Source organism: Paenibacillus polysaccharolyticus, from assembly GCF_900102085.1.
Classification (GTDB): domain Bacteria; phylum Bacillota; class Bacilli; order Paenibacillales; family Paenibacillaceae; genus Paenibacillus; species Paenibacillus polysaccharolyticus.
This window is the reverse complement of sequence record NZ_FMVM01000028.1, coordinates 21,473-35,652: the sequence shown is the minus strand read 5'-3', so window position 1 is coordinate 35,652 and position 14,180 is coordinate 21,473. Positions and strand designations below refer to the sequence as shown.

The 14,180-nt window shown below is 45.8% G+C and carries 12 protein-coding genes; 1 reads left to right on the top strand and 11 read right to left on the bottom strand.

The window, feature by feature from the left end; all coding sequences use genetic code 11:
• Positions 1 to 187: 187 nt before the first annotated feature.
• The 7 genes from whiA to BLQ13_RS27065 form a co-directional block, all read right to left on the bottom strand.
• Positions 188 to 1,120, bottom strand: coding sequence for a DNA-binding protein WhiA (whiA, locus tag BLQ13_RS27095; protein ID WP_090924791.1), 933 nt, complete (start codon positions 1,118 to 1,120; stop codon positions 188 to 190).
• Positions 1,121 to 1,126: 6 nt separating this feature from the next.
• Positions 1,127 to 2,113, bottom strand: a complete 987-nt coding sequence (locus BLQ13_RS27090; RefSeq protein ID WP_090924790.1) for a gluconeogenesis factor YvcK family protein — start codon at positions 2,111 to 2,113, stop codon at positions 1,127 to 1,129.
• A gap of 13 nt (positions 2,114 to 2,126) precedes the next feature.
• Positions 2,127 to 3,026 (bottom strand): RNase adapter RapZ, encoded by a 900-nt coding sequence (rapZ, locus tag BLQ13_RS27085; RefSeq protein ID WP_090924789.1) that lies wholly within the window; start codon positions 3,024 to 3,026, stop codon positions 2,127 to 2,129.
• A 52-nt stretch (positions 3,027 to 3,078) separates the two neighbouring features.
• Positions 3,079 to 4,029 carry an ROK family glucokinase gene (locus tag BLQ13_RS27080; protein ID WP_090924788.1) on the bottom strand — a complete coding sequence of 317 codons (951 nt, stop codon included), beginning with the start codon at positions 4,027 to 4,029 and terminating at the stop codon, positions 3,079 to 3,081.
• 412 nt (positions 4,030 to 4,441) lie between these two features.
• A complete protein-coding gene (locus BLQ13_RS27075) occupies positions 4,442 to 5,473 on the bottom strand; it encodes an AI-2E family transporter (RefSeq protein WP_090924787.1) in 1,032 nt (343 codons plus the stop codon).
• A 164-nt stretch (positions 5,474 to 5,637) separates the two neighbouring features.
• Positions 5,638 to 6,597 carry a thioredoxin-disulfide reductase gene (gene trxB / locus BLQ13_RS27070; RefSeq protein WP_090924786.1) on the bottom strand — a complete coding sequence of 320 codons (960 nt, stop codon included), beginning with the start codon at positions 6,595 to 6,597 and terminating at the stop codon, positions 5,638 to 5,640.
• A gap of 191 nt (positions 6,598 to 6,788) precedes the next feature.
• The gene (locus BLQ13_RS27065; protein ID WP_090924785.1) at positions 6,789 to 8,537 is read right to left on the bottom strand and encodes a tetratricopeptide repeat protein; all 1,749 of its coding nucleotides are present in this window, start codon (positions 8,535 to 8,537) and stop codon (positions 6,789 to 6,791) included.
• 276 nt (positions 8,538 to 8,813) lie between these two features.
• On the opposite strand from BLQ13_RS27065, the gene BLQ13_RS27060 reads away from it, so the two are divergent.
• Entirely contained in the window at positions 8,814 to 9,266 is a 453-nt protein-coding gene (locus tag BLQ13_RS27060) for a hypothetical protein (RefSeq protein ID WP_090924784.1), read from the top strand.
• Positions 9,267 to 9,396: 130 nt separating this feature from the next.
• On the opposite strand, the gene BLQ13_RS27055 is transcribed toward BLQ13_RS27060, so the two are convergent.
• The 4 genes from BLQ13_RS27055 to BLQ13_RS27040 all read right to left on the bottom strand — a co-directional run bounded on the left by BLQ13_RS27055 (position 9,397) and on the right by BLQ13_RS27040 (position 14,125).
• Positions 9,397 to 11,139, bottom strand: a complete 1,743-nt coding sequence (locus BLQ13_RS27055; RefSeq protein ID WP_090924783.1) for a prenyltransferase/squalene oxidase repeat-containing protein — start codon at positions 11,137 to 11,139, stop codon at positions 9,397 to 9,399.
• 128 nt (positions 11,140 to 11,267) lie between these two features.
• Positions 11,268 to 12,221, bottom strand: coding sequence for a sugar phosphate isomerase/epimerase family protein (locus tag BLQ13_RS27050; RefSeq protein WP_090924782.1), 954 nt, complete (start codon positions 12,219 to 12,221; stop codon positions 11,268 to 11,270).
• Between the two features lie 55 nt (positions 12,222 to 12,276).
• Entirely contained in the window at positions 12,277 to 13,149 is an 873-nt protein-coding gene (locus tag BLQ13_RS27045) for a carbohydrate ABC transporter permease (RefSeq protein WP_090924781.1), read from the bottom strand.
• A 76-nt stretch (positions 13,150 to 13,225) separates the two neighbouring features.
• Positions 13,226 to 14,125, bottom strand: coding sequence for an ABC transporter permease (locus BLQ13_RS27040; RefSeq protein ID WP_090924780.1), 900 nt, complete (start codon positions 14,123 to 14,125; stop codon positions 13,226 to 13,228).
• Between the last annotated feature and the right edge of the window lie 55 nt (positions 14,126 to 14,180).

Below are 14,180 nucleotides of genomic sequence, written 5' to 3'. Positions count from 1 at the left end.
ACACAATTATATTTATACAACATTATACCATTAACCCGTGCAGGACACTAGAAGAAAAAACATAGCCTCAGGCTTAGGCAAAAAATCCAGAGCCGAAGCCTCTCCTTCCCCCCCACGAGTAACCCAACACGACCTGGTAAGGTCATAACAAACCTTAAACCTAAATGATTCGTTTCAACCTTCAACTTTAACGTTCCGCACGCACTTTCTCAGCAAGCTCATCAATCTTCCGAAGGCGATGGTTCACGCCCGATTTGCTCACCGTACCTTTTAGCAATTCGCCTACTTCCTTCAGATTGATATCGGGATGAGCAAGCCTTACCTCAGCTACCTCACGTAGCTTATCCGGAAGAGATTCCAGACCTACTTCCTTTTGCAGTAAACGGATATTGTCGATTTGTCTAACCGCTGCGCCAATCGTTTTGTTCAGATTAGCTGTCTCACAATTGACAATTCGATTCACCGAGTTACGCATGTCCCGCATAATTCGAACATCTTCAAACTTGAACAAGGCCTGGTGAGCACCAATGATGCTAAGCAACTCAATGATTTTCTCGCCTTCCTTAATGTATAGGATGAATCCTTTTTTCCTTTCTATACACCGGGCATTAAGATGAAATTCATTAGCCAAATCCACCAGTGCCTGACAATGCTCTTCATACATGGACGCAATCTCCAGATGATATGAGGAGCCCTCCGGGTTATTTACGGAACCACCTGCCAGAAACGCACCACGAAGATAGGCTCGCTTACAACAATTCTTCTCCAGTAACTCTTCATTAATGCCAGGAGTAAACAAGAATCCTTCAGAGACGATGTGCAGCTCCTTTAGAATCTCCTGAACCATAGACGGAACACGAACAATATACACATTGTTCTTCTTCAGCCGCATTTTTTTGCGAACCAACAATTCCGTATGCACTTGAAAATGCTTTTTAAGCAGAGAGTATGCCCTTCTTGCGATCGCAGCATTCTCTGTCGAAATATCCAAGATGACTTTTTTATTCGATAACTGCACTGCACCAAGCATACGGATGAGGGCTGAAAGTTCCGCCTGTTCGCAGCACGCTTCACTTTCAATCATCGTTAATTCTTTTTTGGTCTGTGCTGCAAATGACATGGGACTTCACCTCTTCCGTAACATCCAATTTTGAACCAGTTGGTAAATATGATGGCTGAGCTTATCAGCATCATGGCGCAGATAGGTTTTGAACAAAACCAGCGTATCTGCGACAACCTGATAACCTGAACTTTTCAGCACATTCATATCGAGAACAACCGGTTTTGCTCCTTTTTCCGCATACTTATTCTGCACTTGTAGCGGAATGTCACCATTGTTCACGATCACGTAGTCAAAGAGCTGGTGACCAATATGATCATGCACTGCCTTAAGATGATCACTCACTGTATAATTATCGGTCTCTCCCGGCTGTGTCATTACGTTACAAATAAACATCTTCACCGCATCCGTTTCAACGACAGCTTCTGCCAGTTTGGGCACAAGCAGATTAGGAAGGATGCTCGTATATAGACTACCCGGGCCAATCAGAATCGCATCTGCTTGGCGTATAGCCTCCACAGCTTCTGGCAACGGCTCCACGTGATCCGGTTCAAGAAAGACACGTTTAATACGCCCGCCTGCTTCAGGGATTTTGGACTCACCAGTAATAATTGATCCATCCTCCATCTCAGCGTGTAACACAACAGCTTGACCTGCTGCCGGAAGCACCTGACCTCTAACGGCAAACACGCGGCTAAGCTCCCGCACAGCGGTCACAAAGTCGCCTGATATATCCGTCATTGCAGCCAATATCAAATTCCCCAGGCTGTGGCCTGCAAGCCCCGCGCCTGTATTGAAACGATACTTTAACATGTCCGAAAGCAGTGGCTCAACATCTGCCAGCGCGGTGAGAACGTTACGAATGTCGCCTGGCGGCGGCATTTGCAACTCACTGCGCAAGATCCCTGAACTCCCACCGTCATCAGCAACCGTAACGATGGCCGTGATATCCATCGGCTTCTCTTTTAAACCGCGTAACATCACAGATAATCCGGTTCCGCCGCCCATAACAACGATTCTCGGACGTTCTCTCCGTGGTCCGGCCTCTTTCATCCCTTCACCCTCTTCAATGACGGTCCCGGTCAGCGTCGCGGTGGCTTACGGTAACAGCTTCAGTCTCACTGCTTCCGAGCATTTTGCCCAAATATTCCGATATTGCTACCGAACGATGCTTGCCTCCGGTACAGCCGATTCCAATAATAACCTGGCTTTTGCCTTCCTTCCGGTATTGCGGAATCAGAAAATGCAGCATATCCAGCAGCTTGGTCAGAAACGCTTGCGTTTCCGGCCATTTCATAACATATTCGTACACTTCACTATTTTGTCCTGTATTCGGCCGCAAATGATCAATATAATGCGGATTCGGTAAAAAACGAACATCGAATACGAGATCCGCATCAATCGGAATACCGTATTTAAATCCGAAGGACGTTATATTCACGGACAACATCTGGCTCTCCAAGTGAGAGAAACGTGAGATGATGCGCTCCTTCAATTGAGCAGGCTTCATGGTGCTGGTATTCAGCACCTGAGTTGCTGAATTTTTAAGTTCCTCCAGCATCTTGCGCTCCAGCTTAATGCCATCCAGCGGCATACCTTCTGGCGCTAACGGATGTCTACGTCTGCTCTCTTTGTAACGTTGAACCAGAACCGAATCGGTTGCATCCAAAAATAGAATTTCGCAGTGAATCGTAAAATGATCCTTGATATAGTTTAAAGACTCGGACAATGCTGTGAAAAATTCACGTCCCCGAAGATCGATGACCAGCGCTACCTTGCCAATCTTGCCATTCGACTGTTCGATCAATTCCGCGAATTTAGGAATTAGAACAGGCGGTAAATTATCTACGCAGAAAAACCCTAGATCTTCCAGGCTCTGCACAGCTATCGTTTTACCCGCTCCGGACATGCCCGTAATGATAATGAGCGTGGCGCCTGTGCCTGGTGAGCCTTCACCGTCAAGCATAAATGTCCCCTCCTTATCATATTGCTGTCGGATATATCGTGTTACAAAGGTACTACGAACGTAAGAGGAGACCTGCCGCGCCTACGATTCCTGCATCATTACCCAGTGTAGCTTCCAAAATCTGAACACCTTGTTGCAACGGCTCTGGAGTCAATTGAGCAAACACAGTTCGAATCTCATCAAACAAGAAGTCGCCTGCCTTGGATACCCCACCGCCAACAATGAATAATTCCGGGTTCAGTACAGCGGCTACGGTTGCCATGGATTTGCCCAAATAATAAGCCGCACGGTTTACAATCCGCAGAGCCACTTCATCGCCTGCTTTGGCCGCATCAAATACTTCCTTGGCAGCGATTTTGTCTACCAAAGCAAGGGACGTATGATCACCACGCTCTACAGCATCCTTCGCCATGCGAATGATACCTGTTGCGGATGATACCGTCTCTACACATCCCATTTTACCACAGCCACACTTGATTGCTTCCAGATCAGGCACAACACTGATGTGGCCCAGTTCCCCTGCCATGCCGGAAAACCCCTGATAGATTTTACCGTTCATGATGAGACCGCCGCCAACGCCTGTACCGAGTGTGAAGCATACACAATTGTCTACACCCTTGCCGGCCCCAGCCCAAGCTTCACCCAGAGCAGCAACGTTCGCATCATTATCTATTTTGACAGGCTTGCCCAGACGCTCTTCCAGAACCGAACGAATGGCTACATTCCGAAATCCGATGTTAGGAGCATGAACAATAATCCCCTCGCGTACATTCGTGAAACCGGCAACTCCTGCTCCGACACCCTCAAGCTGTTCCCAGCTGTATGGCGATTCGGCTACGATATGACGGACATACTTCTCGATGTTGGCGATAACCGTGTCAACGCCCTGGTCCACTTCAGTCGGTCCTTCATACGTATGCATAAGCTGACCTTGATCATCACATATACCGACCTTGATTGCTGTTCCGCCGAGATCGACCCCAACGTAGATTTTCTCAGACATGCTGCAAGCCACCTTTATCTATCTAAAATAGTTTAAGTCCTACGTACCAACTATAATTGAAGGATACGCCGGGGTCAAGACGAGAAGACCTCACGCGCAACATGCTTTGGCAGGGTTGTGAACTACATCACACACCATTTTTGAATGCGTATACAACCTCATTTTAATCTATTAAAACGCCATGCTCCCTCCTCCCCTGATAGAAAGGGGAGCCTCAACTCATGATATTTCATTACCCCTCGTTCCATTCATACAAAATGACAATGGTCATCTGATCACCATGACATTGTTAACTAAATTACCCATGATACCCCTCACCTCAGGTGCGGGTATAACAAAAAAACGCCTTCCAGCGAAGCACTGGAGGCGTTTATTCTTTTTACCAACCATTCGGCGAACTCTCAAGAATCAATTACAACTTCGTCTCTACTCGCACAGGCTCCTCAGTCTTCTCCATCTTGTTTACATCCAGAATGTCCAGCATGAAGACAAAGATTGGAATACCAATAATCAAGCCCCAGATGCCGAGGAAATGTTGCGACAGAATCAGCACGATAAAGGTGTAAAACATCGGTAACTTGGTCTTGTGCGCCATGAGCTTCGGATTCAGGAAGTATGTTTCCAGCGCATGAATAATGATGATCATAACGATCACGATGATGGCCATCTGCAATCCGCCCATTTGATACCCGATCAGACAGAGCGGCACAAGGGAGATCATAACCCCTGCAACAGGCACCAGACTGAGCAGGAAGACCATAATTGTTAACGCGAATAGGTAAGGGTAACCTAAGATCCACAATCCGAGCATCGTCAACACCGTATTAAATACGGCAATTAGCAGCTGCGCTTCAATGACTTTACCAAAAGAAGATACAAATTTGTCGCCCAGGTATGCCACTTCATTATAGAACCAACCGATTTTGCTTGTTTTGAACTTGGACGTGAACTTATATATTTCTTTTTTCTGCAACAGGAAGAACAAACTCAAAATAATAACCAGCAAGATGAATTCCAGCCATTTACTAAATGCAAAAATGTATTTCAGCGCTTCGTTGGTATAATTTTTAATGTCGAAGGACTGCAGATAACCTGCGATCTTGGAGGCAAAATTATCACCATCAGCCGTGTCGAGAAATTTCATAATCTCGTTGGTTAACTGCACAACCTGATCCACAATCCGTGGTGAATATCTGGATATACCAAGTACAATTCCGGCTATCACAATCATATACAGCAGAATGACCACGACTTTATAGTCGATTGGAAAAAAGCGATTCAAACCTTTTGTAATGAGATGCTGTAGCCTGTTCATGACATATGTCACCAGGAACAACAGCAGAATCATATGAAGCATACTCCCCATACTGAACAAAATTAAACAGAACAACAGCAGGATCAAAAAACGTCTAACCGTTGCATTCTGAAGCCAATCTTTTATCATTTCCCCCAACTTCTTCACCTCACAGCTAATATACCCCTTATGTATACGAAATCATGCCCATCATCGTTTCAAAAAAAGAGAAGCCCTCCGGCTTCTCTCAGTTCATGAGACTTCCCGTTGTCTCTTATGCTAGTTTATTCCAAGCCATAGGGCTGTCATGCGTATTACTTATCCAGCGTTTCGCTCCAATCGTGCACGATACTTCCCTCCAGGAACTTTTCACAATCCATCGCTGCCATACAACCTGATCCTGCAGCTGTAATGGCTTGACGATATTTCGTATCCTGAACATCACCACATGCAAATACACCTGGAATGTTGGTTTCTGTTGTTCCTGGCTTCACCACAACATACCCATGCTCATCCAGTGCAATGGCATTGCCAAGAAATCCAGTATTCGGCGTGTGCCCGATGGCAACGAATACACCATCTGCTTCGAGCAACTCTTCCTGGCCTGTTTCATTGTTGCGGACCTTCAGCCCTTTGACACCCATTGCTTCAGGCACAACCTCAAGAGGTGTACGGTTCAAAGCCCATTTCACCTTCTCGTTGCTGCGGGCCCGATCCTGCATAATCTTGGATGCGCGCAGTTCATCCCGGCGGTGAACCAACGTAACATCTGTAGCAAAGCGAGTCAAAAAGCTTGCTTCTTCCATAGCGGAGTCGCCACCACCCACCACAACGATCTTTTTGCCGCGGAAGAAAAATCCGTCACATGTTGCACAAGTACTTACTCCCCGCCCTACGTTTTCCTGCTCACCCGGAATACCGAGATAACGAGCCGAAGCACCTGTGGAGATAATGATGGAGTCTGCCTCCAATTCACCAATGCCCCCCACACTTACTTTAAAAGGTTGCTTACTTAAGTCAACCTCTTCCACCCAGCCATTCTTGAATTCAGCCCCAAAACGTTCTGCTTGCTTACGCATGTTGTCCATCAACTCAGGCCCCATAATACCTTGCGGGAAACCCGGGAAGTTCTCGACGTCTGTAGTCGTTGTCAATTGCCCACCTGGCTGAAGACCTTCAATCACCAGCGGTTTCAGATTCGCACGAGCCAGGTATATCGCTGCTGTCAGACCCGCAGGTCCGGTTCCGATCACAATCGTTCTGTATTTAGACATATAGATACAGCCTCCTTCATCAGGTTAAGATGTGTAATGGTCGCGAATAACTTGCCAAGATGATATCTACAGGCATTTTTAGACCTATTCGTTAAGTTTACCCGTTTTCCCGGTTAATGTATCCTTCTCTCAGGGACAACCTTGCTTCAAGCTTGAATTGCCACGTTCTACAGAGCCTATATCTCTGAATTCTATCCGTTAGGCGGAGTTACACTACAGATCTGATTGAGCTGCCTCGCATATTTGCTGACAGTAGATGCGGATATACCGTAACGTTCAGCGATACTCTGATACGTAACGGGCCGGCTACGGTTTTTGGAAGCCAGATACTCCAGTCCTGCAGCCCATCCTTCGATCTGTTTGGAACCAGATAGATCCGGTCGAACCCTGGAAACATAATCTGTCCAGATCCGCTCCATCTCTTGCTGTAATTCGGCTCTCGCCTCTGACATCTGAAGCGCACGATCAACAACAGCCTGCCAATGGGGGGACGTCTCTTTTCCGAGTCGAATCCCTGTAATTTCCTTCTTACTCACCTTAGGTACGGTCTTTAACGCCTCCGCCTTCGGGGTAAGTGGTTGAGAAACTTCAGCGTTCAATTCAGGATGTTCAACCCTTTGCAGATCATGTAAAACGGCTTGCGCCGCCTTGACCAGGGCAGGCTCTTCACCAGGTTCATCAATGAACAATTGCAAGGCCTGTTGCACCTCATAATCCCCAATAATGCCAAGCGCATGAATAACCTGCAGCTTGGTTGCCTGATCTCCATGACGTAAAGCCCAGAAGAACGATGAGCGAATCAGTGGATCATTTTTCATCTCTTCCGGAATGCCATTACCGTAATCCTCCCATTGCTTGAACTGCTCGTCAAAGGGAAGATGGTAGTGATAGCTTAACTTACTCGGCTCCTGCACACCTTGAATTACCGCTTCAAGGCCGTCCAAATAATAACGAGCCACCTCAGAACCTGGGTCAAGCTTGTTCACGTGATGCCACAGCCGCTTTGCGATGTCATACCGTTCTGTGTTGAAAGCTGCTACTGCTGCGTAATGCGCCAGTGCCGGATCAGTAGCGGTCTCTTCACCCTTGAGTAAACGGCGGAAATGAATATAGGCCGCGTCATGCTGGCCCAGAATCCCCATTGTTGTAGCGAGCTTGTATACCTGTTCGTGCTGGAATGGCACGATCGCGCGCAGTTTTTTAATCAACAACAGCACTTGGTCTGTCCGATTCTCATTTTGATAAAAGATCGCCAGATTGCATAGTGCGTGCAGATTGCCCGGTTCTTGTTCCAGCACATCAGCAATAGTCTCTTTCGCTTTGGAGAACAGTCCCATATAATAATAGGCGAGAGCAAGATTGTTACGGGCAGCAAGATAATCCGGATAATCGGGCGACATGCCTTCGAGCAGTTCTGCAGCTTGGGCAAACTTCCCTTCTTCCAGCAACTCACGTGCCTGATCGTGCTCCACAACCCCCTGGCGTGACTTGATTCGATTTAATTTGGCTGGGCGATCCAGCTCATAATACAAAAGCTCCATCATCTCTTCTGCTTCCGTCATGAACTGCCCCTGCGTGTCTTCCTCTAAATAGGTGACCAACGCCCGCTCGGCTTCCTCAAATTGATCCATGTTGGCATAATTGTTTGCCATATAGAAATAACATTCCGTCATCGACGGGTCAACCACATCCAGCACATGAGCCAGAATGGCATTGGAAGCTTTATAGTCTCCCTTTTCTGATAATATACCCGCCATATTACAATGATTCACCGGATTTTCCGGCTCGTACTCAACAGCTTTGCGAAAATATTTCAATGCCTTGTCGACATGATTACGGTCCAGCGAGCGGACAGCTCTTTCAAAAAAGAAAGAAGCATCCAAGTGAATCGGTATAATATTGGCAAGGTGACCCTCGGTCCGCACTAGCTTGCCCTTCATCTCGCAAGGCACCTCCTCTTTGTTTTCATTCATACTCTTCAGTATACCACATCTTTAGGCGCTCTTCGCTATATGTAGTTTCATGTCGTTTATGAAAAAAATACAAATAATTCAGATGGCATTTCATCCCGATTATGAGTGAAATACCATCGGTAAGGAGTTTCATAAATAATTGAATTTCACACCTCAAATAACACTCTCCATCTAAGGGAATCTGGATGGTATGAACTGTTTGTGGTAAAATAAGTATATATTATCCAAGGAGAGGGAATTCATATGAATATTACAAAGACAAAGTTGCTCTTAATCATGATTATTATGTGCTTCGTTGCCTTAGTCGGGTGTTCCAGAGAAAATGAAAACAAGTTAAATTTGGATGATGTGCTCAATGCACTTAAATCGCAAAATTTAGAATTAGAGCCTTATGGCATAACCGGATATCCCATGAAATTAAATGATGTTATACCGGAAGTGTACTCCGTTAAGTTGCCAGGCTCAGAAGAAAACAATAATACCGAAGAATTTATCCATTTCTATATCTTCAATTCAGAAAAGGATCGTTTAAAAGGAGCTAAAGAATTTAACGAAATTACAGAAAATACCAATCCAACAACGTTACCTTTCTTATACGAAAAAGAAAATATTCTCCTTATTTACTGGAGTAACAGCAAAGACCATCCATTAATGAAGGAGGCAATTGAAACTGCGTCAGAACAACTAAATTCATAACATATAATCCCATTTATTACCACAAAAAGATTCAAGAAAACATAAACAGCGTGCACCGGATGAATATCGGTACACGCTGATTACTTAATTCTATAAATACTTTAGCCAAGAAGTTTACTGAGATTTCTCATCATACTAGTGACGGAGAAAGGGTTATATTCAGCGTTTTATCGAAGGGCGTCATGAAATTAACCAGTACAATTTTGCAATTCTCAGGCATTTTGGCTTCACGCACCGTTGCCGCCAGATGTCCCATCTCGCCTCCATCAATCTCAAGCCAATCTTCTGCGCAACTATAACGAAGCTTGCCGCCTTTCCACAGAATACTACCATCACTGGTTTCTATGCCATCCTCACAGCTAAGTTCTCCTTCACTTCCAAATACAAAGGATAATTGCATCATGATGTCCTGTGGTTCCTCACCAGTCAGATGCATCGTCCAGCCGCAGTCTGTCTGCAGTACCTCGGCACCAACACGGAATGTCTGCTCATGTGTAAGTGTACGAGTCTGATGCGGAAGCAAATACCACGGGCTGATTGATGAAGAAGCTGTAGCTGGTAAATCAGCCGAAGGAACAGGACCGTAATAACCTTTCTTCTGTTCCCCAGTCAATCGATATCCCTGAGGGAGACGAGTCATATTTTGCATCGGTACATACCCGGGGTTAAAGTAAGACGCTAACTGAACAGCGAGCAGACGCACCTCGCCATGACGAAGTGCAAAAAATGGAGCTACTTCCGTCATAACCGTCACGCTGGTTTCTCCGTCACGGATTCGGGCAACAGGAGCACCAAAATCCGTATGCATCCGACTGTGCGAGATTCGTTGATGGTGGCCTACCAAATCGATCCTCTCCAAATAACCCCCTCTAACAAAATGTTCATTAAGTATGATGTCATACTTCTCGGGTAATGTGTCTTTTACCCCGTCGATCTCTATGAGTTCCGGTTCCAACATTAACTTCACAAGAGCATTCACGGAACACACACCTGGATCTGTCAAATCACTAACTGCCCAAGCAGCCATACCTGCAAAAATCGGATCTTGATCCAGTTTGGCCATGATCGCATAGGGCAAATAATACGAAGACAAGCCATGCTTACTGCCCAGATCCTGTCGACCTGAATAATCAGTCACAATCTCACCTGTAGGGTGTACGAGATATACCATCATCCGAAGGTTCAAACGAACTGGTTCCAGCAGTTCAGGACGGTTCAATAACCGTGCAGCATGAATCAGCATAATATCACTCACCGCATTGTAAATTCCGTTGCTGCGCTCCGTCCACTCCCCGTCAGGAGTAATATCAACCCCTTCCGCTAGCCATTGCTCCGCACGTTTCACCGCTTCCTCTATACCAAAGATCTCATGCAGAAAACCAAGTGCGGCACACAACACCCAGCGATGATTTGGTGTATGACAGCCTCCCGTTAACATGACTGGAATCGTCCGTTCCAGAAACAATCGCATATTATCCAATACAGGCTTCAGTAGCGCCCAATCCTGTTGGTTCAAAAGTTGATATAACTGCGAATATCCTACAACAACAAAAGCAGTGTCTGGCGGGGAGTGATAGTTTGTCCAGCCAGGTGATATCGATCCATCACTGTGCTGATGACGCAACACAAACTCACTCGCTAGCCGAAGTCTCTCTAACAGAGTCTCGTCACGATAATACGTTGAGTCTGGATTAGAAAGGGCTGCCCCCCAGAAACACATATCTGTTGGCGTTCCCGTCGTATGGTTAACCCAAGCCACACCCGAAAAAGGATCAATTGTTCCACCATAGTAACGGCTTTCCGAATCAAGCACCTGCCGCTCTATGCCTCGCTCAGTAGCTCTGTCATTGCTTTCTACCATTTGTCTATACATCTACATTACCCCTCCATCCCATCCATCCATTAACATCAACTCATACAAATAAAGCCCTATCAAAAGATAAGATCAGCAGGCTGTGCGCTCTAACAGCCCAAGCCAACCGATCTTATCGCTTTGTCTAACTATACTTCTAATCTCGCAAGTTTCTGCATCAGCAGATCATGACTTTCGTGAATCGCTTCCGGTTCACAGGCTGACTTCAGTTCATATACCTTCACCTGTGCTTTACGGATCATAGGCAGATATGCATCATAGAAGTGCATATCCTTACTGTGCACGTATGGACACCAGTGATCCGATAATCCCAGTGTTTCATGGATATGAACACCAACGATATCATCCATGAGCCCCTGCATCTCACCTACACTATCGTACAGTCCCAATCGATCCATCATGATCGCATGACCTGTATCGTACCAAATCCCGACCGGGGCTCCCTTGAGCGCCTGGATGATCGTTTTCGCTTCAGCAAGCGTAGGAATCTGTTGCGGTCTCGATCGTGTTTCGATCCCGAAACGGACATTCAGTCCTTTGGACACCGCCCGGTTACAAACTTCATCCAGACTGACGATAATTTTATCAATATACCCTGCACTCAGGGCCTCGCGCCGCTCCATGAACTCTGCCCATTTACTCTGATAATGTGGAGAGTCCGTTCCTTCTTCGCGATACAGCTTTTCCAGATCCTTGCTGACATCATGTGGGAAAGGTACCTCGCCTGGGTGTACAACGACCGCTTCCCCTCCATAACGATGTGCATATTCAGCCGATCCAACCAGCAGATCAATGGCCCGCTTACGCTTGACTTCATCTTCAAAGCCGAGCAGCACAGAATCGGTTCCGTAATCAGGATCGGGATCATGGGGGAATGTGTTGTGTACACTGGACACCCCAATCTCTCCGCGCTCAATCATCGGCTCAATTGTAGTGAGCATTTCCTTCGTTACGTTATAGTTAAGCTCCACCCGGCGAAAGCCGAGCCCTGCAATTTCCCGAATCATGTCCTCGCCTACAGGGTGTCTCCTGATATTCCAGCATGTCGAGAATGAGTATTCTCCCTTGTCAATTCCCTGCATAATTCATTCCTTCTCCTTCCCCGATTGTGATGTTTGCGTGTATGGGGACTACGAATTAACCTTTGATTGCTCCTTGCATTGCGCCACTAACAAAATACTTTTGCAACCATGGATATACCAGCAGGATCGGTACTGTTGCAAAGACAACTGCTGCAGCTTTAAGACTCTCTGGTGTTAATCTTGTACGGCTAGCACCCTCCAGCAACGTGAGGTCACTTATCATATTGTTCTGTACCATTTGAAAGAGCTTCAGTTGCAAAGGATATAACTTTGGATCTGTGATGTACATCAGGGAATCCTGAAAGCCATTCCAACGTCCGACCGCGTAGAACAGACCAAGTGTAGCAAGTACCGGCATAGACAGCGGCAAAATGATTTTGAAGAGCGTGTACACATGAGAGCTTCCATCGATTTCGGCAGACTCTTCCAGGCTATCCGGTATTCCGCGGAAGAAAGAGATCAGGATAATCAAGTTAAATGGACTAACCAACCCTGGCAAAATTAATGCCCAAACCGAGTTCATCAAATGCAGGTCACGAATCAGTAGATACTCAGGAATAATCCCGCCGCTGAAGAACATCGTAATAATAATGATGTACATAAACAACTTACGGCCCTTTAATTTTTTCTTCGTCAAAGGGTACGCTGCAGCAATGGTAAACAACAGACAGAGTACCGTTGTTGCAACCGTAAGAAGCGCTGTAAATCCTAGCGAATACAGCATGGAGTTATCCGAAAATACTTGGCCATAGGCATCCCAGGAGAACTCTTTCGGGAAAATCGTGACTTCACCTGACGTTATGGCCCGGTTCGAACTAAGTGATATCGCAATCGTGTGTAAAAACGGAGCAAGACAGAATAGTACAAACAATGAAATAAACGTGACATTGACAATGTCGAAAATCCGATTCGAGGTGCGTTCACTCATCTGCGCACAACTCCTTTACTGATGATCTATACGTACAACAAGTCAAATTGGTGTACATCTTACTATTGTTCTGGAATTAGAGAATTCCTTCACCCGTTGTTTTCTTCGACAGATAGTTGGAACCTAGGACAAAGACCAGTCCGACAACCGCCTGGAATAAGCCGACAACCGTTGCAAGTGTATATTGTCCAGACTGTAGACCAATTCTGTATACAAAGGTACTAAGTACATCGGAATATTCACGAACAGCCGTATTACCAATAACATAAGGCCGGTCAAAACCGATGCTGACCATATTTCCAAGGTTAAGAATAAGCAAGGTAATAATCGTTGGTTTAATACTTGGTATTGTAATATGCCAGATTCTCTTCAGCCGCGTTGCACCATCAATCTCAGCTGCCTCGAACAATTCCTTGTTCACACCTGTTAATGCAGCCAGATACAAGATGGTTCCCCACCCAGCGCTTTGCCACACACCTGTGAACAGGTAGGTAACAAGCCATGAGTTTTTTTCTGTCAAAAATGGAATGGAATCAAATCCCATGCTCTGCAGTAGATTGTTTACCATACCGGATTGATTGCCAAACAATTGGTAGACAATCCCTCCGATGATAACCCAGGAGATAAAGTGAGGAATATACAGAATGGTTTGTGAGATTTTCTTAAACCATTTGAATCTAACCTCATAGAGCATAATCGCCAGAATAATTGGAGCAGGGAATGAAACGATCAGATCAAGAAAATTCAGCATAAATGTGTTGCGTAATGTAGTGTAGAAATCGGGCATTGCGAATACCTCGCGAAAAGCATCGAAACCGATCCATTCACTACCGTTGATACCTTGAAAAAGGTTGAAATCTTTAAAAGCGATCTGGACACCGTACATCGGTCCGTAACGGAAGATTAAAAAGTAGATTATAGGCAGAGAAATTAATGCGTATAGTTGCCAATATCTTTTCAAATATGTGAGGTTCAAGATGGTTTCCTCCTATCATAAGAAACGTTTGTGCCGCCGATCCGGCGGCACACGT